This is a genomic window from Mesorhizobium sp. ORM8.1, assembly GCF_053005525.2.
In genome coordinates this window covers 351,690-370,712 of the sequence record NZ_CM132600.1, presented here as the reverse complement: position 1 = coordinate 370,712, position 19,023 = coordinate 351,690, and the positions used below count along the sequence as shown (strand labels likewise).

Below are 19,023 nucleotides of genomic sequence, written 5' to 3'. Positions count from 1 at the left end.
CGAAGGAGGCTTCCTGCGGCCCGACAGTCCGTTGGGGTAAGTTTGACTGACCGTCGGGCCTAACCGACTCGGGTAAGCCGGCTGGTGCGACCGTAATATTAGCAAATCTGCAACAAAACCCAGCCCGGGCGGTTTTCCCCCGATTTGTCCCATTTCGGGACGGCGAAGCTGTCACTGCTTTTGCGTCTAAGTGCCGGCGGACCCCGGCCCTGGTCGCGCAACTCTGATCAGGTTGTAGGCTCGCCGGGCTTGAGGCTGTTGGGGTTCTCGCCCAGCGGGTTTATCGCTAATCGGCCGTGTTGCCTGAGAGGTTTTAAACCCTGCGCAGCTTTGATCACCGTCTCGCGGCTGTTGCCGTGTTTTAGAATCAACTCCCAGACCAGGTCCGCAGTTAAACCGTTCTCCGAAGCGAAACATTCGACCTCATGGTCGTGAATAGCATCATGCCAGGCCTTATTGCCGCCCATTTGGGCCTCCGCACTAGGCGCCGCGTGCAAAGATATGAGCCACTGCTAATATAGGCGATACATGCGAACGAAGGACGTAAGGCCCTGGCGATGCCCGACAATCATGCAACAACCTACATCGTCAGCGTCTTCGATAAGCCCCATTGGCGGACGATCCTGACCACAGGGGCCACAGCCGAAGCCAAGGCGCTTGAACAAGGCGATAGTCCAGGACGGAGTTAAGGTTCGGATTGAGGAGATTACTCCTCAGGCGAAGCGGTAGGGAGCATTTTGCACCTCAGTCCGGCCGGCCAGACACGCCGATGGGCATCAGGGTCGCGAACTAGAAGTGGTAGTTTAGGCCCACCCGGACCGTATCAAATTCAACACGATCAACAGACGGGAACGGGGGGTTTAGGGTAGCGATGCTGGGTGTTCCCAAGTCCACGTGGAGGTATTCGGCCTTAAAAGAGAGGCGCTGATTGTAGGCCCATTCCACGCCGGCGCCCGCTGCCCAGCCCCACCGGGTGTCGCTATAACCGCAGGTTGGAGTGAAACCGCACGCCCCGAGATCGGCCGATCCTTTGACGTGGCCGACTGCAAAGCCGCCGGTCGCATAGGGTAGAAAATTCTCGAACGCATATCCAACTCGCGCACGGCCGGTGCCGAACCAATTGATCTCGGCACTGCAGCCCTCGATGTAGCATGGCGTCACGCCGACGGGTTTGACCACACTGCCCTTCATGTCGGCGTAGGATATGTCCCCCTCGATACCGATCACCCATTGTCCACGCTGCCAATTGTAGCCTGCCGTGGCACCACCAACGAACCCATTAGCGTCGAAGTCCACCGAGGAACCGAAATAATTGGACGTGTTTCTGTTCCAGCCATAGCCAGCGACCCCGCCGATATAGGCGCCGGACCAATTGAAATTTGTCGGTGCAACGTCCATCGATACAGCGTCGGCGGCGAATGCTGCACCGGCAACGAGCGACAGAAGCCCTGCGAACAGAAGGGACAGGATGCGCATCGAAAATATCCCCAAGGCGAGCAATATTCTTCAAACGCCTATAAGATCAGCAATTGCTCAAATAATCTGTGCTGTTCCTGTAACACTTCGGAAATATCTATAACTTCCGCAGCCTTACCCCAGCACCGCCGCCATTCTCGGGAATGAACTCAACGCCGGATTCGAGAGCGCGGACTAGCGCCTCCTTGTCAGCAAGCGCGGTTCACGGGCATGCGCGACCAATCTACTAAGGCGCGCGCCGCGCGGTTTGGGCTTCGACGGCGTGCTGCTCGGCAACTGCCGGCGCCGGTGGGCGAGAAGCTGGAAGCTGAGTTGGAGGAAAGTGCGATAAGCAAGCCGGACTAGCCTTTCGCATCTTTGTCCACTCGGTCAACAAATGCCTGCAGGCCTTGAATCAGCAGCCTTGCGCCTTCGGCATGCAAGGTGAACGACTTCACGCCCTCGACGGTGCGCAGTCCGACCAGGCAATAAGTCGGCTTGTTCTTGTCGTCGAGGTCCAGTTGCACGCCAGTGAGCGCCGGAAGCATCTCATCCTTCGGTTTCTTTCCCATATGACCTCACAAATACCGCTCACCTTCGCTGCGGTGCTCGTAGCAAAACCAATGCGACGCCTGCCGTGGGCGGGCAAAGCCCCAGCCTGCATCCCTGCCGCAACCAGCATGTTCGCATACATGCCCAAGCTGCCCACGCTCGCGTGTCTGCGTGGCCTCGCCGGCGCCTGTCGGTTCGTCGCTCATAGCGAGTTCATCGGACCGATCAGCCCGGAATGGTCGTTGGGCTGCTTGTTGATGGCGGACGTGTTCACTTCGCGGCCGACCCGATTGAACTGGAGCTGCCCGTCCATATCGTCCGAAAGCAATTGCTTGACGTCGCCGGCAGGCGTGTCGGGATTTAACCAAGCGTCATAGTAGGCGGGATCGACGATCACCGGTTGCCGATCGTGGAGCTGCCGCATCGGTTCGTCGGCAGGCTCGGTGATGATCGTGCAGCTCGTCACGTCCAGCGTCTTGTTGTAGGCCCAAAGACCGGCGAATGAGAAAGGCGCGTGGCCCGGCAGGAAAATGTGCCATGGGTCTTTGCCGCCGTCGGCCGGGCTCTTGGTCCATTCATAGAATCCATCGGCGGGCACCAGGCAGCGCTTCGACTTAAAGGCATCGCGGAAGGCCGGCGTTCTGTCGACGGTCTCAATGCGGGCATTGAACATCGGCGCCTTGGGCATCTCCTTCGCCCAGAACGGCACCAACCACCAGCGGCCTGAGCGGACCTTATGATTGCCGTCATCGGCGGCCGTGATGAATGGCACCTCGTCAGTCGGGGCGATGTTGTAGCGCGGCGCATCGTTGCGGCCGATGTCCGAGGGTGACGTCAGCCGGTAAAGCCGGTGGATTTCCGACCACGGCAGGTATCTAGTGTAGCGTCCACACATGTCCCGACCTCAATTGCGCAGGATGTCTGGCACGCTGAGCGGGCCAAGCTCCAGAATGCGCTGATAGGCGCCCTTTCGCCGCCACGCGCCGTGAACGTTCCCGTTCTCCCGGTCGCGCTTCGGATCGAACATCACGCCGCCGAAGTGGTCAAGGAAGGCGGCGGCCGCCTCGTTGTCGGCGAAGCAATGCAACCGCCATAGTTCCTGCTTGCCGTCCTCCCATATCGCCGTCACCCCTCTCGTCCTGCATGTCAGGCCTCGCTCCTGTAGGAACCGCCCGATCAGCGCGAAATTGCGATCGGTGCAGATGTCGTCGGGCAGGGCGACCTGTTGCGGCATGTCGCAATCGATGGTCGAAGGCGGCGGTATACTGCGGCTGCGCCTTACCATGCGGTTGGCAGAAAACTGTCGGCCTGCAGGCGCACCGCCGCCAGGGTGAGCGCAATTGCGGTGTTGGCCGGTGGCTTCTCCATATGGGTCCGGTCGTCGCAATAACGCCAAGCGGCCACGCTGAGATCGTCGTAGTCGCCATCATAATCGCCGTCTTCTTTGTCGCGCTCTGGCTGAATAATGCGGGCATCGCATGGGCTCTGATCGATCTCGATCTTCCAGCCCTCCAGAGATTTGCGAGTGATCTCGGCCACCTCGGCCAGATCGGCGGTAAGATAGGGCAGGCCGATCTCGGCGGCATCTTCCGGCGTGCCCGGCTCATTCACCCAGCCCATGCCATAACAGATGTCGATGTCGAGCTGGCGGTCGGGACCGGTGGCCGTTTCCAGCCGTTCTATGATTTCCCGGTAGCGCTTCTGCCTGTCCGGCCATGTCGCCAGATTGGCTGTCTTCACCTTCGGTTCCACCGGGCCAATCCCCAGAACCCTGTGAGGTCGAACGACTTTGTCCCCGGGCCATCCGGCGCAGCAGGCTTCGCAGGCGACCCGCTCGGCCTCGAGCCATACGCTGGCGGCTGCTTCTTGTTCTTTGCTAGGTTCTGGAAGGTCGGGAAATTTCTCCTTCATCCAAGGATCGGCCGCCAACATGCCGCCCATGGCATCCTCAACGGAAACTCCGGAGCGGGCAAAAACCGCCTCCGCGGCGGCAACGCCGCGGCAAAGCTCTTCCCATGTCGCGTTTTCAATGACCAATCGAAGCGGCATTTCTGCCTCCTGTGGCTATCCTGCTAGCAGTGAACAAAATGAGAACAAAAGAGTCAAGAGCCCCTTGACTGGTGAGGAATATGTTCCTCATTTCAGCAGAATGCCGGAGCAACCTGAAAAGTGGCAGAGAGGGGCCGCCTGGACCCTGACGCACGCCCATGACGCCGGGCAGGTGGCCGGCATACGCTGCGGAAAGTGCAATCTAAAACGCTTCTACAAGCCGCTTGAGCTCGGGGAAGTCATCGGCAATGTCACGATCGACCAGGTTCGTGACAAGGTGCGCTGCCAACAATGCGGCAGCCGGGAGTGGATGGATGCCGAACTGTTCCACCCGACCGGCGAACAGGCCCACACCATCAGATATCGGCGTCTGGTGCAGATCTGCTGGGAGAAGCGTGTCATCTGGCGGGACGAATAAGCGATTGGCAAAATAATATGCGCTACTGCTAATATGGCTGAAGCGCAAAGGACGAAGGGGCCACCGATGTCCATCCAAGGTGAATTGCAGAGCTTTTGGACCGCCTATGCCACGGCCTATTCCGCTAGCGACGCTGCTGCTTGCGGCGCCATGTTTACGACCGACGCGGAATTGCACTCACCCTATGCACCCCCGGCTGTTGGCCGCGACGCTATCGAGGCTCTTCACGCAGTTTGGACACAGGGCCACGGCGAGGCGGCAGAGAAGAAGATGAGAGTGATCCACGCCGGGAGATCGGGTCATCTCGCCTGGTGCTTGGCGACCTATACGGAAGGATTGGACGTCGGCAACGGCACGTCCGTCAGCATCTTCGACCGGCAAGCAGACGGGTCGTGGTTAATACGCATGTGCAGCCTCAACAGCACCGACTGAGACCGGCGCGGACCGCAAGGTTCATCGTGCCGAACGTGTTTTGGCAGTCTTTGCTGGCTTCGCCGGCGCCTTCCGCCCGAGTCCGCTCGCCTTCGCCAACTCCGACCGTTGGGCCGCATAGTTCGGCGCCACCATCGGATAATCGCGCGCCAGGCCCCACTTCTCCCGATATTCCTCAGGTGTGAGATTGTAGTGGGTCATCAGGTGCCGCTTCAGCGACTTGAATTTCTTCCCATCCTCGAGGCAGATGATGTAGTCGGCAAACACCGATCGCTTCGGGTTCACAGCAGGCGCCTGAGCAACCGTTTCGGGCTCGGCCCGCTGTCCAATGTTTGTCAGCGACGAATTCACGCTCGCGATCAGGTCCGAAAGAGATGCAACCGGCACCGGGTTGTTGCTGACGTATGCCGACACGATCTCGGCAGTGAGCTCAATCAGAAAGGGCGTTGGCTGCTGTGTCTCGTCCGGCACTAAAATCTCCTGCATCTAGGTCGAGCGGGGATACTTATCCGCTTTGCAAACAAACGCCAAGACGGCACCGGAAACCTAGCTGTGAGCAGACCCAATCCAGTTAGGACTAAGCCATCTGGCCAGGCACCGAATCTCTCATCGGGGCAATTTGATCTCGTTCTTTCGCGCATTTTCGCGGTCCGACGCTTCCCATCGACCTCCGAGGCCGGCCGCCGCGGCGCCGAAGGGCTGAACATGGCGGTGTCGAGCCAAAGCGCAGGTCAGAAAACAGAAGTTGCTATCGACCAGGTTTGGGATCCACGGGTGGAACGTAGACGAAATGGCGCCTGCACAAACATTTCTCCAACGTTGTTAAATGAGCATCTGGTAAATACCCATTTTATTCTCGCTATATCTTAGATGTAGATGAAATAGTGCAGAGAAAGTGAGAAGAGACATGCATATCCCTCAGCGAACGAAGAGACTGAGATCGGAAATATCTACGTTCGTGGACGAGCGAATCAATCAGTTGGCGGAAAGAAAGCGCCCAGCAGATGTCGCCGAAGAGACCGGGTTTGCGAGCGTCAGCCTCCTATTGAAAATCAGGGAAGGCACTATCAAGGTTCCTCTCGACCGGGTTCCCGGGCTTGCGCGAGCGCTTGAATGCGATCCTCGGAAGCTGTTCCTCCTCGCGCTCGGGCAGTATCTCGACGAGCAAGCGTTGGTAACCATCAAACAGATCATAGGGCCTAGCATGAGCCAGAACGAGGTCGCTTGGGTAGAGGCCCTTCGCAGTGCCTCAGACAACGCTGATCCTCCCTTGACGACCAAACGTGCAATGATCATTCGCGCGATGTTCGGGAAAATCGGGCGACAGCCAGTTTAGCAACTGTGGCGGGCGGAAACGGATAGCAAGTCTGGGCGTGGGCATGTCTGTCCACGTTCGATCCGCGCGAGATAGTCGGCGACCCCGGGCTACTTCGAGCGATGCTGACCCGAGGTCGGTGTGGACTTGGGGTATTTAGGAACCAATGGAGATTAGTTGTGAGAGGGGATGCCCCACATAGATGGAAGTCCTAGGAATGCCATGGTGTGCGGTGGGGATGCTTCCTGTTGCGGCAGACAAAAAACCGGCAATGCTCCACTTTCAGTGGGAGGGTAGAGTGGCGAACCCGCAAGCAACAGTCTTCTACCGGCTAAAGGTGCGTTGACAAAGACCGACTTGCTGAGATGAGCAGGCGTTTATCGGAATGTGACCGATCCTTCCCGTGAGCAATGTGAACGCCCTGTCGCTTGAGGAGCGGAGCGACGCGAAGCGCTCCAACAGCTGCCGCCAAGCGGTGGTCGCCGATCTTGTCCGCCCATACGGGAGCGCGAATTGCGCGAGATCGCTCAGCTTCGGAAACAGGATTTTCGCTACGAGAAGGCGTGCCGGTGGTTCGCATCGCGCCGGATTCAGGTTCCGTCAAGGAGGGCAAACATCGCAATGTTCCCTCGCGCGGGTAATCGACTTGGGCTTTATGGATTTCGGCCATGCGGGACGGACTGCTTGCGTGGGGACGTGACCATCTCTGCGAGGGCTGCAGCGATTGCGCGACTGCCGCGGTATGAATTTTGAAGTCAGAATGAGTTCCATAATTTGTCGTGACACCCGAGATGGAACTCATGCTCGTTGAGTAATTTTCGCTGCGCCATTCAATCGCTATTATCTTCTAGCGGCGCACCAGTCTTGATCGAAGTGGGGTTACCCCATAAACCCTCGGTTGGGGGATCTCAATCGTGGACAAACGAAGCCTAACCGAACGCGATATTTGCACGAAGTTCATTCTACCGGCCGTCAAGCGCGCCGGGTGGGACGATATGGTGCAGGTTCGGGAGGAGGTCTATTTCACCAAGGGCCGGATCATCGTGCGTGGCAAGCTGGTGACCCGCGGCAAGGCCAAGAAGGCTGACTTTGTTCTCTACTACAAACCCAACATTCCGATCGCGCTGATCGAGGCGAAGGACAACAATCACAGCGTCGGCGACGGTATCCAGCAGGGTCTTGACTACGCTGCGACGTTGGACGTTCCCTTCGTATTTTCGTCGAACGGCGATGGCTTTGTGTTTTATGACCGCACTGGCCGGAGCGTCCCTATCGAAGCGAACCTTGGCCTAGACGCCTTCCCGTCGCCTTCCGACCTGTGGGCGCGCTATCGCACATGGAAGGGCCTTGACCCGGAGGCCGAGCAGATCGTCCTGGAGGACTACTACGACGATGGAAGTGGCGAGCAGAAGCGCTACTATCAAGTTGTTGCAGTCAATCGCGCTGTCGAGGCAATTGCCAAGGGGAAGACCCGCGTGCTGCTTGTTATGGCAACCGGCAGCGGCAAAACTCGGACTGCCTTTCAGATCATTTGGAGGTTGTGGAAGTCTCGACAGTGGAATCCGGAGGGCAAGAAGCGGATCCTGTTCCTCGCCGACCGAAACGTGTTGATTGACCAGACCATGGTGAACGACTTTCGCCCATTCGGAGCGGCAATGGCGAAACTTTCGACCAACGCCAAAACTATCGAGAGGCAGGACGGCACCACGCTTGATTTGGCGCTAGCGCTCGACAAAAGGCGACGGATCGACACCGCCTTCGAGGTCTATCTCGGGCTTTACCAGGCGATCACAGGGCCTGAAGATCGGCAGAAGCTCTATCGCGAGTTCTCGCCTGGCTTCTTCGACCTGATAGTGATCGACGAATGCCATCGCGGCAGCGCGGCCGAGGATTCTGCATGGCGGGAAATCCTTGACCATTTTTCCGGCGCGACGCAGATCGGCCTCACTGCGACTCCGAAGGAAACCGAATATGTGTCCAACATGGACTATTTCGGCGAGCCGGTCTTTACCTATTCGCTGAAGCAGGGAATCAGCGATGGCTTCCTCGCCCCTTACAAGGTTATCAAGGTTCACATTGACCGCGACGTCGAGGGCTATCGCCCAGAATTCGGCCAGCTCGACCGCGACGGCAACAAGGTCGAGGACCGCATCTACAACGCCAAGGATTTCGACCGGCACATCGTGCTCGATGATCGCACGGTGCTCACCGCCAAGAAAATCACGGAGTTCCTCAAGGAAAGTGGCGACCGCTTCCAGAAGACAATCGTGTTCTGCGTCGATGAGGAACACGCGGCGCGGATGCGGCAGGCGCTTGTCAACGAGAACGCCGATCTGGTTGCCGAGAACCAACGCTATGTCATGCGCATCACCGGCAGCGACAAGGAAGGCCAAGACCAGCTTGGCAACTTCATCGACCCGGAATCGAGATATCCCGTGCTGGTAACCACCTCGCGGCTTTTATCAACCGGCGTCGATGCGCAGACCTGCCGCCTGATCGTGCTCGACCGCGCGGTCGGCTCGATGACCGAGTTCAAGCAAATCGTCGGGCGCGGCACCCGAGTGCATGAGGACGCAAAGAAATTCTTCTTCACGCTGATCGACTTTCGCGGCGCAACCAGTCATTTCGCTGATCCGGATTTCGACGGCGATCCGGTGCAAATCTATGAACCCGGAGAAGGCGATCCAATCACACCGCCCGACGATGCTCCGCAAGGCAACGATGCTATCCCGCCGACACCTGGCGACGACGAAATCGTGATCGATCAACCAGGCGCGACGGTGCCTTCGGGCGGCACGACACGGAAGATCTATGTCGACGGTGTCGGCGCCCGCATCCTCGCTGAACGCGTCGAATATCTCGACGAGAACGGCAAGCTCGTCACCGAATCCCTGCGCGATTTCACTAAAACGGCACTGAAGAAGCGCTTCGCCAGTCTCGACGATTTCCTCAAACGCTGGAAGTCGGCGGAACGCAAGCAGGCGATTATCGAGGAACTGGAAGCGGAGGGCCTTCCACTCGACGCCCTCGCTGATGAGCTCGGCAAGAACCTCGATCCCTTCGATCTGATCTGCCACATCGCCTTCGACAAGAAGGCGCTCACCCGTCGGGAGCGGGCCGAGAGTGTGAAGAAGCGCGACGTGTTCACGAAGTATGGCCCGCAGGCCCGCGCCGTTCTCGATGCGCTTCTGGAAAAGTATCGCGACGAAGGCGTGCTTAATCTCGACGACGCCAACGTCCTGAAGGTCACGCCGTTCACCGCGATGGGGAGCGTCGTTCAACTCATCGGGGTGTTCGGTGGCAAGGAGGGTTTCGAAAAGGCTGTCCATGAGATGCAGGACGCGCTTTATCAGGAGACTGCTTAGGCAAATGCCGAATTATCAAGGACAACTTGACGGGCTCTGCGGCCCTTACGCAATAGTCAATGCATTCGAGCACTGTGGTATCGCAAGACCCGACAAGATCTTCGAGACCGCCTGCGCGGCGCTTGCACGCGGTAGGTGGCCAAAGTTGTTGTGGGACGGAACCACCATCGGCGACCTGAAGAGGATGATAAAACTCTGCCGAGAATCATTCGTCGACGCGTCAGAAGTCAAAACGAGTTATCCATTCAGCCGAAATACGCCCACGACGAACAAAGATTATTGGGACCGCTTCGATCAGTTGTTTGTCGATCGTCCTGACGTTCGCTGCGTGATCCTGGGCCTTACCCGTCCTTCAAGGCATTGGATCGTTGCGTATCGAGAGTCCGGCACGCGGATCAGCTTCGTCGATACCGATCCCCACAAACCCTTTCAGCGCAAGAACCGGACGATGCTCCATGCCGGAAGCCGAAACGGGCACCGCAATAAGTGGATCATTGATCGAAGCGAGCTGATCCTGTTTGAGAAAGAGTAAAACCCATGATCGTTCGCACCACTGTCAAATCTATCCAGGATATCATGCGCCAGGACGTCGGCGTCGATGGCGATGCGCAGCGCATTAGCCAGCTCACCTGGCTGTTCTTCCTCAAGATCATCGACGATCAGGACCAGGAACTCGAACTGACGAGGGACGGCTACCGCTCGCCGATCCCCGAGAAATTCCAGTGGCGCAACTGGGCGGCGGACCCGGAGGGCGTCACCGGGCAGGCCCTGCTCGATTTCATCAACGATGAGCTTTTCCCCGCGCTGAAGGGATTGCAGCTTTCGGCCAAGCCTGGCGACCGGCGTCGCGTGGTGCGCGACGTGTTCGAGGACGCCTACAACTACATGAAATCCGGCCAGTTGCTTCGGCAGGTGGTTAACAAGATCAACGACGTCGATTTCAACAATCTCGACGAGCGCCGGCACTTCGGCGAGTTCTACGAACAGCTGCTCAACGACCTGCAATCGGCCGGCAACGCTGGCGAATATTACACGCCGCGCGCCGTCACCGCCTTCATGGCGGACCGCATCGACCCTCACCCCGGCGAAATCCTTTTCGATCCAGCCTGCGGCACGGGGGCTTTCTTACCTGCGCCATCAACCACATGGAGAAGAAATACGTCCGGACGCCTGCGCAGCGCGAGAAGATGCAGGGGGCCCTGCGCGCGGTAGAAAAGAAGCAGCTTCCCCACATGCTCTGCGTTACCAACATGCTGCTACACGGTATCGAGGACCCTAGCTTCGTGCGGCACGATAACACGCTGGCGCGGCCCCTGATTTCATGGGGCAAGGACGAGCGGGTGGATATTGTGCTCACCAATCCCCCCTTCGGGGGGCGCGAAGAAGACGGCATCGAGAACAATTTCCCGACCTTCCGCACCAAGGAAACCGCCGATCTGTTCCTGGCTCTGATCGTGCGCCTACTGAAGCAGGCTGGTCGCGCAGCCGTGGTGCTGCCCGATGGCACGCTATTCGGCGAGGGCGTGAAGACGCGGCTCAAGGAATATCTGATGGAGGAGTGCAACCTCCACACCATCGTCCGCCTGCCCAATTCTGTCTTCAAGCCCTATGCCTCGATAGGCACGAACCTGCTGTTCTTCGAGAAGGGCTCACCGACTAAGGACATCTGGTTCTACGAGCACCGCGTGCCGGAAGGTCAGAAAGCCTATTCGATGACCAAGCCGATCCGGTTGGAGCATTTCCAGGGCTGCATCGAATGGTGGGGCGGTGCTGAGCGCAAGGGCCGTCTGGAGACGCCACAGGCGTGGCGCGTAACTGCCGAGGAGGTGAAGTCGCGCGGCTACAACCTCGACATCAAAAACCAGCACAGCGTGGCTGATGACCATGGCGACCCGCAAACGCTGCTGGCGGACCTTGCCGCCGCTGAAGGCCAGACGGCCGCCTTGCGTGACCAGTTGAAGGCGATCCTCGCCGAGGCGCTCGCCCGATGAATGCCGAACGCCTGCTGTCGCACTATCACGAAATCGCCGACGCGCCCGACGCGATTGCCCGCCTTCGCCGCTTCATTCTCGATCTGGCCGTTCGCGGCAAGCTCCTGCCGCAAGACGCGGCCGACGAACCGGCATCGGACCTTTTGAAGCGGATCACGGCCGAGAAGGCGCGGCTGGTGAAGGCGGGCGAGATCAGGCGCAATGATCTTCCAGTTGAGGTTGATCTGGATGAGTTTCCTTTAGTCCCACCTAACGGTTGGATCTTGAGCCGATTGGCTACGATTAGTCGCCGCATTCATTATGGATATACAGCTTCCGCCGACACCGCGCTGAAAGATGTGCGGATGTTGCGGATCACAGATATACATGAGAATGCTGTTGATTGGCAGTCCGTTCCTGGCTGTTTGATCGACCCGAAATCAATCGGGCAATATCGACTCGCGAAGGGTGACATTCTTATCGCCCGGACCGGAGGAACAATCGGTAAAACATTCTTGGTTGGCGAAGTTCCGGTTCTTGCCGTATTTGCCTCGTATCTGATCCGAGTGCAGGGAATGTCCAACGTCCTTGACCAATTTTTGAAATTATTTTTGGAATCCCCGCTCTATTGGACTCAACTTTACGACGGCGCGAGAGGAACCGGCCAACCCAATGTAAACGGGCAAACGTTAGGAAGATTGATCCTTCCGCTTCCACCTCTCGCCGAGCAGCACCGCATCGTCGCCAAGGTTGATGAGTTGATGGGCTTGTGCGACCGGCTTGAGGCGGCGCGTGCTAGCCGGGAGGCGGTGCGCGATCGACTGGCGGCGGCGAGCCTCGCCCGCCTAAACTCACCTAATCCCGAAACGTTCGCGGCCGACGCACGCTTCACCGTTGCCGCACTCACGGCCCTGACCACGCGCCCCGACCAGGTCAAGCAACTCCGCCAAGCCATCCTCAACCTCGCCGTGCGCGGCAAGCTCGTGCCGCAGGACCCGAAGGACGAACCCGCGAGCGTGAGGCCAGCAGATTGCGATGAACGGCCCGATGTAATCCCTTTGACGTGGCTCTACACGCGCTTGGACAATCTATTGGCGGAAGACACACGAAACGGCTACTCGCGCAAACCAGACGAAGCACTGAACGGCACTCCAATTCTGAGGATCAGCGCAGGCACTGTTAGGCGCGATGGCATTGTCGCCGAGGAGGAACACAAATTGATCAGCGGCATCGACGAACAGGCGCGCTTTCAATACGGACTGACTTCGGGCGACCTTCTTGCATGCCGGTTTAACGGCAACAAGGCATTCGTGGGACGACTTACGATCTTCAAAGACTATCTCGGCATCCAGCCCATTTATCCCGACAAGCTCATCCGAGTTCGTGTCGCGCGCAAACTCGCGGCACCAGAGTTCCTGAGGCTTGCCAGCGACACAGACCTTGTTCGATCCGAAGTCGAACTCGTGTGCGCTACCACGGTCGGCAATTGGGGGATCAGCGCTTCGAACCTGAAAGGAGTTCGATTTCCACTCCCACCCCCCACAGAGCAGCACCGCATCGTCGCGAAAGTCGATGCGCTGATGGCGCTATGCGACCAGCTGGAGGCGAGCCTCGCCGCCGCCACCACCACCCGCCGCCGCCTTCTCGACGCCCTTCTGGCCGAGGCGCTGTCGCCCGCCGAGGATCGAGAGTTGGAGGCTGCGGAATGAAGTGCTCCCTGACGGACCGCCTGCACTGGGAATAGAGATGTCAAACCTGACCGAAAAAAGACGCTCAAATCAACCAAATGGATACGCAATCACCAAGAGAAGGGCGCAACTGGTGCGCCATTGTATCTTCAACTGTTGGAGGAGCGGGCACGTCGGAGTCAGGCAAAAGGTCACCTCAGTATCGATAGGTCGCTGGAACTCCTATTCTGGGCGGCTATCGAACAACGCTGTCTCACCTATGGCGATCTCGCAAAGGCAAGCAAGGTCGAATGGAGTCAAGCCCGGCATCGGATGAGCGGTGCGAATGGGCACCTGGATCGGCTCCTTGATGTCTGTCATATGCGCGGTTTGCCGATGCTGTCCGCGATCTGCGTCAATGAGAGCGGTCGAGACACCGGAGAGCTAAAGGCAAGTGCATTGGAGGCCTTTGCCGCTGGCGCCAGACGTGTCGGGTTCGCAGTCGCAGACGCTCTCTTTCGGTCGCCAGGAGCGGGATGCCTGTTGTCTGTGGGGTAGAGAACAATTGCGAACTCAACTATGACGCCCGCCGCCCTGCCCGAAGAGGATGAACCGCGGCGTCGCGCGAGCTGGTCCCAACAAAGGTGCGTGGTCGTCCGCCGGATTCCGATTCGGTAGGTTTTTCCCACCAGAAACTCTGGCTATCGGCATATCTGGATGTCAGCGGCTGCTTTCGGCGCAAGGGTTCGACTCGATCAGAGGTTCCGGCGACCTAATAACTTGATCAAGTGTGGACCGCACTCGAGCACCTTCACCCACCCCTCCTATGCCCCAGCTTCTCCAGCGCCATCGCCGCCCGCCCGTTCAGATCTTCGTAGGCGAGGAAGCTGCCTGAAGGGCCGGTTGCGAGCCTGCTCAAAGGCCGGATCTTCTGTCGCCTGGTTCTCAGGGCCTTCCTAAGCGCCGGCCTCGCGGCCTGTCTGAACGACCGTCTTGCACCCTCCATGGCTATCAAGCCCACGATGCCGGCGTTGAGGAACCTTTTCCACCGATCCATCTCCACGGCCTTATGCGCCGCATGCTTACCTTCGAAACGGTTCTCGAACGTTGGAACCATGAACTGGAAGTATCTCCCCTGGAGCTTGGCGAAATTGAATCGCTGCAGGCCGTGGATGTAGTCGACCCCAAGGTCGATCAGTTCCTGCCGATCCAGTGTCACTTCGATCCTGGCTCGGTGCTCACCGACTGGTAGATCATCCCACGTTCCTCCTTCGATGTTCTGGTTGTCGATGGTCTTCTCCATCACACGCCAACTGACCGGTCCATTCTTTCTGCCAACCAAGAACGTAGCGTCGATAGGAGCCGGCCTATCAGCGTGAGACGAGAGCAGGTTGTCGGCCCCGATTAAGAAGGTGGGCTTCTCCTGCCGACTCCAGAGGTAGCGGGGTCTGTCGAGACCGACAGTCATGAAATCCCGGTCCGGAAACAGATGCCGCGCCAAGACGCCGACCATCCTCCCAGTCTTGTCGGCCGAAGGCGTGAGGGATTTGAAATCGACGCTGATCTCGATCGAACGAACTACGCCGTGCATCTGCAGGCCAAATTTCTTGTCTAGCAGGTCTTCACACTGGGCTAGCAACTTTAGCTGCGGTTCCTGGAAGCGTATTCGAAACTTGGTGCTGACGTTTCCAGGTTCCGGATCAAGCGGCTCTACGTGGGGCGTTCGCCCAATGATTGGCTCGACCACTTCTTGGACGAATTGAAACTGGGTCGAGCGCTCGAACCAGAAGTTGACGTCGACCCAGTCAATGACCGCTCGGCATGTGTAGTCGACTAGATCTATCACCGGGTGAACAACTGTCCTACCGGACAACCGTCGCTGCACCGACGTCGTTGGAGCTCCGCTGTATTCCAGCACGATCTGACGCGAAGGATCTTTGATGCCCTTAAGGACGACGCTGGTCGAGTAGTTCATCTGTGGCAGCCACCCATCGAGCGGCCGATCGACCACACAGGATGGCAATTATCCGAGTCGTAATGCCGACGCGACGTCTCGATCAGATATGAGCGCTTCAGATCGGCGACTTGGGTGGCCGTGCGTGAAAGTCAGTTGCCCAGCGGAATAAATTTCCCCTAACGTTCGTGCCTACGGCGAACGCTATCCAACGATCTCTGCAGATCGACGGTGACTTCACAATATGCTGCCACGTAGCTCCGCCACGATTGCATCGTCCACGCCATTGGCCCGCAAATCTCGCCACACCTGCATAAGATTCGCTTGATGTTCGGCAATCCAAGGTTTCACAACATGGTCATAGCTCCCGTCGCCCACAAGCAGTTCGCCATTGTCGATCGCATAGGACGCCATGTGCTTTGAATGGTGATAGTCAATATGTAGATGCGCGCGGCCATGGTTCCGATTGGCATCCATTCTCAACTTGAGAAGGCGATGCTCCTTGAGCAAGATTTCCAGGCCGTGTCGACCAGCGCGGCTCGGCCTTCGAAATAGGTCCTGCTCGGCCATTCGATCCTGCAGAATGCTCAAAGCGCCTTGAAGGGCAGCATCGATCCACTGCGGTTCGTCGGTATCCAGTTCGGCTGACATTCGCTTGTATCCACTCTGCTATTCGTTCCCAGGTAATGGACCTCGGGTTCTCGTGTCCAGTTTTAGGCGAGGACAACTAGCATCAATGCGGTCAGCTAGGCGTTCAGTGCTCAACCTAGAATTGGACGTCACACTTTCGAGCTGAACAGCCTGCATGGAGAGCATGTCCCGTCAGTCGGGACTCCAAACGCGACGATGCAGGCGATCGAGTGAGTTCAACAATACTGCATTTGGTGCCGGTTTATGCCGGAGGAGCTAGTGGACAACGCACGCCTTGGTTCGACCTCATTCGCTTGAGGGGATGCCCATAGAGCGAAGTCCTAGATTGCATTGGACAGCGGTGAGGATACCGTCTGTTGCGGCAGACAAAATGCCGACATTGCTCAGTTTTCGGTGGGAGGGCAGTCGGGGAGGTGGGTCGCGAAACCGCATGTCCTGGACGAATGATCGTTGAGGCCCAGTTCTTTGTTCTGAAGGAGCGGGAGGTTGACAATGTCAACTTGGAGAGTCGAAATCGACGGTTCGGGAGCCTAATTCTGTCAACCAGAATGTAGTGCGTTCTCTTAAGCCGTAAGAGCGCGCTTGACGCTAAGTTTACACTAAGTTGACAAACCGAGGCCCAAAACCACTTTCAGCCTTACGTTGACAAACGCAACCTGAAACAGCTTCCAAGGCTCAAACACCAAAACAGACAGAGAAGCTCATCAGACACCGACAGCGCCGTCAGCGCAGCCGATGCGCAAGATACATCACGGAAGCTATCTGGCCCTCACGCCTGGTTGATACAGCAAACGAGCGACAACAGCTTGACCAGCATCAGATTAATAGAACTGGCGTAGAGAGCGAATTAGCTGAAGAGGAGAGAGAGGCACGCACAGCTCCCGAAGCTGCCGACGCGTAGATCGTAGAGAGGCTGAGTGAACAGGTGTGGTGCAACGGTGAGTTGAGGTCGTTGGCTTTTCGCTTTCAATGATCGTTCTTCCGCGACCGATCCTCTCTGAGAGACCGCGGAGAAAAATCCACCTATCCGATGTGTTGGAATTAGTGATTTCGTGGGGCAAGGGCAGTGCCTTAGACCGCAATGCCCAACCCCGCGCAACGCGGTTCTGTCTTATACCGCACGCCTCCGGCTCGCCCCACCCAAGCGAACTTGCGCCGACATGATTGAAAAATCGCTCAACTGGCAGCACGCGAAGCCACTCGCGTCGCGCTGATAAAGCGATTGGCATGCCAAAACTGTTATTGACATAGTAACGGTCACCGTGTTACTAAAACCGTGACTGCCTTTGGAGAGATTCTGATCAATGGTCCTGACGCCCGCTGAAAAACAGAAGCGCTACCGCGAACGCCAAAAGGCCGCCGAGATAGCTGCGGCGAAGGCTACGCCAACGAAGCCCGGCTATTTGAAGCGCCCCTTCTCAGACTTCGTCGCGGATCGAGACTTTTCCTTTGATGCCAGCTTAGACGCCTATGGAGTCCATATTTCTGGTCCTAATTTTCTGAGAACTGAAATTCAGAAATTCAAGTCTGAGTATGATCGCGACGAGCCGGTCACGGCGCTCGAACGCGCCATAGGCATTTTGGGGGCTTGCCTCGACGCCGCCGGCGAACTGTCGGTGCTGGTCAATCAATACAAGCTTGCTGAGATAGCCAGGGCAATTGATGACGCCCTGGAGGTGAGTGCGAATCTCCCGAGAGGCGACGTCGATGGGCTCAAGGCATCTTTCGCCGAGATCGACCGCCTGAAAGCGATCCAGAGCCAATTGCGAGCGCCGACGCGGTTCATGTTCCCATCGATACAAGTGAAGGCTGAGCGTGCCGAATAGCGGCTAGAAATTCGCCGGTGCGAGATCGGGCTCAATCGAAGCTCGCCCCGGCGATGTAGAGACGGCAGGAATGACCCGGCCGTTGAAAGGCCTGTAGGCCAGAGGAGAATTTGTAGCATGACCTCTACGAAAGCAGCAAACCGTCCGGAAGTCGATCTCCACCGAATTTTTGACGATGCCAGTCACCTTGCCGATTCGTTAGAAAAGACCGTCAGCTATCTGGAGCATAGCGCCGAAAAGCACAACGCGATTGCTGAGACAGCGCGCGGCTATGCTCGCGCAACACAGAGGTCCGAACGGATCGCCAGTGATTTGCGGTCCCTTGACGAAAACAATCCCGCGCTGATGCGTTACCGGAGTGTCTATAACAATCTTGACGCGGCCCAGATCGAAGCGTTCTCCCGGATCATCGTTGACTATCAGGCCCGGATTGGTGAGGGATTCGTCCCTGTCTCGACCAATGACTACTTGGCGGACCTGACATCAATCGCTTTCACGTTGGAGGCAATTCAAGATCCGGCCTGCTTGGTCGGCGTCGGTGGTGGCCTTGTGCCGCGCTTCAAGAGGGGCAAGGAGGCGCGATCATTGAGATCCCGACAGCCGCGACCGTCAAGCGTGAGCCGGCGCGCGGGATCATTCCGCTTAAGTGGCATGAAATAGATAAACGCAACCCCTTGGCTTTCGACATTGCCAATATAATTAGCGAGGCGCTCAGAGGGCCGGCTATCGGCGTGTTGGAGATTGCCGAAGTGATCACGGCGAGGGTGGAGGAGGGCGATTGCGAGTAGCCCACAGGCAGCCACTGACACATGCGAGGGGCGCGGGACACACCGCGCCCTTGGTTACTGAAGGCATGTCAGGGGCGGGAGAGCGACGCAGTGTGCAGCGCCGTAGTTTGATGCTCGAGCTCACTAGAGGCGTCGCCTGAGCGCACATCGTGCATCGCAACGAGAATCCTGCCGCCCTGCAAACGGCGATCTAGACGTATGGCTGTCGTTCTCGATACACCGGAGGTAGGTTTCAAGCGCGCACGGGGTGGCCGGTCTCTGACTGGCCCACATCCAACGTTTCAATCTTGCGAACAAGATCGCTGAGCTTTTTGGAACCGTAGGTTCGAGGGTCAAAATCGGGTGCAAGATTGGCGAGGAGGTTTCCAAGCTGTCCGAGGGAGATCCACCCGTCTTCTCATCTCCAATGCATTGTTGCCAATGCCAGCCCTGAAGGTGGGATAGCGTCCACGATGATCGGGAAAATGACTCGAGTAGGCAACCTGCGACAGCCGCGCTCGTCAAATGGCAAGGGCCCAGGAAGCTGGCCATCCTGAGCCCTTTAAAGTCCGTAGTCTTGGAGGTAACGCTATGTGGTAGTC

18 protein-coding genes and 1 pseudogene are annotated in these 19,023 nt (G+C 57.9%); 9 read left to right on the top strand and 10 right to left on the bottom strand.

Annotation, left to right across the window (positions count from 1 at the left end; translation table 11 throughout):
- Positions 1 to 227 precede the first annotated feature (227 nt).
- The 6 genes from ACVDG8_RS01880 to ACVDG8_RS01855 form a co-directional block, all read right to left on the bottom strand.
- On the bottom strand, positions 228 to 467 hold the full coding sequence (locus ACVDG8_RS01880) for a hypothetical protein (protein ID WP_447253160.1): 240 nt from the start codon (positions 465 to 467) through the stop codon (positions 228 to 230).
- Positions 468 to 789: 322 nt separating this feature from the next.
- Complete coding sequence (locus ACVDG8_RS01875) at positions 790 to 1,476, bottom strand: outer membrane protein (protein ID WP_447253159.1); 687 nt, start codon at positions 1,474 to 1,476, stop codon at positions 790 to 792.
- A 341-nt stretch (positions 1,477 to 1,817) separates the two neighbouring features.
- Positions 1,818 to 2,027, bottom strand: coding sequence for a hypothetical protein (locus ACVDG8_RS01870; RefSeq protein ID WP_447253158.1), 210 nt, complete (start codon positions 2,025 to 2,027; stop codon positions 1,818 to 1,820).
- A 182-nt stretch (positions 2,028 to 2,209) separates the two neighbouring features.
- Positions 2,210 to 2,902 (bottom strand): SOS response-associated peptidase, encoded by a 693-nt coding sequence (locus tag ACVDG8_RS01865; protein WP_447253157.1) that lies wholly within the window; start codon positions 2,900 to 2,902, stop codon positions 2,210 to 2,212.
- A gap of 9 nt (positions 2,903 to 2,911) precedes the next feature.
- Entirely contained in the window at positions 2,912 to 3,241 is a 330-nt protein-coding gene (locus ACVDG8_RS01860) for a hypothetical protein (protein ID WP_447253156.1), read from the bottom strand.
- A 44-nt stretch (positions 3,242 to 3,285) separates the two neighbouring features.
- Complete coding sequence (locus ACVDG8_RS01855) at positions 3,286 to 4,056, bottom strand: hypothetical protein (protein ID WP_447253155.1); 771 nt, start codon at positions 4,054 to 4,056, stop codon at positions 3,286 to 3,288.
- Between ACVDG8_RS01855 and ACVDG8_RS01850 the strand changes: the two genes are divergently transcribed.
- Positions 4,037 to 4,474 carry a hypothetical protein gene (locus ACVDG8_RS01850; RefSeq protein WP_447253154.1) on the top strand — a complete coding sequence of 146 codons (438 nt, stop codon included), beginning with the start codon at positions 4,037 to 4,039 and terminating at the stop codon, positions 4,472 to 4,474. The genes ACVDG8_RS01855 and ACVDG8_RS01850 overlap by 20 nt on opposite strands.
- Before the next feature lie 66 nt (positions 4,475 to 4,540).
- Positions 4,541 to 4,906: a YybH family protein gene (locus ACVDG8_RS01845; RefSeq protein WP_447253153.1), complete on the top strand. Its 366-nt coding sequence runs from the start codon at positions 4,541 to 4,543 to the stop codon at positions 4,904 to 4,906.
- 21 nt (positions 4,907 to 4,927) lie between these two features.
- On the opposite strand, the gene ACVDG8_RS01840 is transcribed toward ACVDG8_RS01845, so the two are convergent.
- Positions 4,928 to 5,377, bottom strand: a complete 450-nt coding sequence (locus ACVDG8_RS01840; protein WP_447253152.1) for a MucR family transcriptional regulator — start codon at positions 5,375 to 5,377, stop codon at positions 4,928 to 4,930.
- A gap of 487 nt (positions 5,378 to 5,864) precedes the next feature.
- On the opposite strand from ACVDG8_RS01840, the gene ACVDG8_RS01835 reads away from it, so the two are divergent.
- The 5 genes and pseudogenes from ACVDG8_RS01835 (at position 5,865) to ACVDG8_RS01815 (ending at position 13,265) form a co-directional block, all read left to right on the top strand.
- The gene (locus tag ACVDG8_RS01835; RefSeq protein WP_447253151.1) at positions 5,865 to 6,242 is read left to right on the top strand and encodes an XRE family transcriptional regulator; all 378 of its coding nucleotides are present in this window, start codon (positions 5,865 to 5,867) and stop codon (positions 6,240 to 6,242) included.
- 893 nt (positions 6,243 to 7,135) lie between these two features.
- Complete coding sequence (hsdR, locus tag ACVDG8_RS01830) at positions 7,136 to 9,586, top strand: EcoAI/FtnUII family type I restriction enzme subunit R (RefSeq protein WP_447253150.1); 2,451 nt, start codon at positions 7,136 to 7,138, stop codon at positions 9,584 to 9,586.
- A 4-nt stretch (positions 9,587 to 9,590) separates the two neighbouring features.
- A complete protein-coding gene (locus ACVDG8_RS01825; protein ID WP_447253149.1) occupies positions 9,591 to 10,118 on the top strand; it encodes a hypothetical protein in 528 nt (175 codons plus the stop codon).
- Between the two features lie 5 nt (positions 10,119 to 10,123).
- Positions 10,124 to 11,577, top strand: a pseudogene (locus tag ACVDG8_RS01820) (N-6 DNA methylase).
- On the top strand, positions 11,574 to 13,265 hold the full coding sequence (locus ACVDG8_RS01815) for a restriction endonuclease subunit S (protein WP_447253147.1): 1,692 nt from the start codon (positions 11,574 to 11,576) through the stop codon (positions 13,263 to 13,265). Before ACVDG8_RS01820 ends, ACVDG8_RS01815 begins: the two are co-directional and overlap by 4 nt.
- A 769-nt stretch (positions 13,266 to 14,034) precedes the next feature.
- On the opposite strand, the gene ACVDG8_RS01810 is transcribed toward ACVDG8_RS01815, so the two are convergent.
- Both ACVDG8_RS01810 and ACVDG8_RS01805 read right to left on the bottom strand, forming a co-directional pair.
- Positions 14,035 to 15,198: a hypothetical protein gene (locus ACVDG8_RS01810; RefSeq protein WP_447253146.1), complete on the bottom strand. Its 1,164-nt coding sequence runs from the start codon at positions 15,196 to 15,198 to the stop codon at positions 14,035 to 14,037.
- A 216-nt stretch (positions 15,199 to 15,414) separates the two neighbouring features.
- Positions 15,415 to 15,828 (bottom strand): DUF4160 domain-containing protein, encoded by a 414-nt coding sequence (locus ACVDG8_RS01805; RefSeq protein WP_447253145.1) that lies wholly within the window; start codon positions 15,826 to 15,828, stop codon positions 15,415 to 15,417.
- Positions 15,829 to 17,132: 1,304 nt separating this feature from the next.
- Between ACVDG8_RS01805 and ACVDG8_RS01800 the strand changes: the two genes are divergently transcribed.
- Both ACVDG8_RS01800 and ACVDG8_RS01795 read left to right on the top strand, forming a co-directional pair.
- Positions 17,133 to 17,654: a hypothetical protein gene (locus ACVDG8_RS01800; RefSeq protein ID WP_447253144.1), complete on the top strand. Its 522-nt coding sequence runs from the start codon at positions 17,133 to 17,135 to the stop codon at positions 17,652 to 17,654.
- A gap of 117 nt (positions 17,655 to 17,771) precedes the next feature.
- Positions 17,772 to 18,314, top strand: a complete 543-nt coding sequence (locus tag ACVDG8_RS01795; protein WP_455707506.1) for a hypothetical protein — start codon at positions 17,772 to 17,774, stop codon at positions 18,312 to 18,314.
- Positions 18,315 to 18,674: 360 nt separating this feature from the next.
- On the opposite strand, the gene ACVDG8_RS01790 is transcribed toward ACVDG8_RS01795, so the two are convergent.
- A complete protein-coding gene (locus ACVDG8_RS01790) occupies positions 18,675 to 18,827 on the bottom strand; it encodes an OST-HTH/LOTUS domain-containing protein (RefSeq protein ID WP_447257204.1) in 153 nt (50 codons plus the stop codon).
- Between the last annotated feature and the right edge of the window lie 196 nt (positions 18,828 to 19,023).

Coding starts and splice junctions, on each gene's coding strand:
- ACVDG8_RS01795 (WP_455707506.1), top strand. CDS start 17,772: ATGACCTCTACGAAAGCAGCAAACCGTCCGGAAGTCGATCTCCACCGA.
- ACVDG8_RS01845 (WP_447253153.1), top strand. CDS start 4,541: ATGTCCATCCAAGGTGAATTGCAGAGCTTTTGGACCGCCTATGCCACG.
- ACVDG8_RS01815 (WP_447253147.1), top strand. CDS start 11,574: ATGAATGCCGAACGCCTGCTGTCGCACTATCACGAAATCGCCGACGCG.
- ACVDG8_RS01870 (WP_447253158.1), bottom strand. CDS start 2,027: ATGGGAAAGAAACCGAAGGATGAGATGCTTCCGGCGCTCACTGGCGTG.
- ACVDG8_RS01805 (WP_447253145.1), bottom strand. CDS start 15,828: ATGTCAGCCGAACTGGATACCGACGAACCGCAGTGGATCGATGCTGCC.
- ACVDG8_RS01810 (WP_447253146.1), bottom strand. CDS start 15,198: ATGAACTACTCGACCAGCGTCGTCCTTAAGGGCATCAAAGATCCTTCG.
- ACVDG8_RS01880 (WP_447253160.1), bottom strand. CDS start 467: ATGGGCGGCAATAAGGCCTGGCATGATGCTATTCACGACCATGAGGTC.
- ACVDG8_RS01800 (WP_447253144.1), top strand. CDS start 17,133: ATGGTCCTGACGCCCGCTGAAAAACAGAAGCGCTACCGCGAACGCCAA.
- ACVDG8_RS01860 (WP_447253156.1), bottom strand. CDS start 3,241: ATGCCGCAACAGGTCGCCCTGCCCGACGACATCTGCACCGATCGCAAT.
- ACVDG8_RS01825 (WP_447253149.1), top strand. CDS start 9,591: ATGCCGAATTATCAAGGACAACTTGACGGGCTCTGCGGCCCTTACGCA.
- ACVDG8_RS01865 (WP_447253157.1), bottom strand. CDS start 2,902: ATGTGTGGACGCTACACTAGATACCTGCCGTGGTCGGAAATCCACCGG.
- ACVDG8_RS01875 (WP_447253159.1), bottom strand. CDS start 1,476: ATGCGCATCCTGTCCCTTCTGTTCGCAGGGCTTCTGTCGCTCGTTGCC.
- ACVDG8_RS01855 (WP_447253155.1), bottom strand. CDS start 4,056: ATGCCGCTTCGATTGGTCATTGAAAACGCGACATGGGAAGAGCTTTGC.
- ACVDG8_RS01850 (WP_447253154.1), top strand. CDS start 4,037: ATGACCAATCGAAGCGGCATTTCTGCCTCCTGTGGCTATCCTGCTAGC.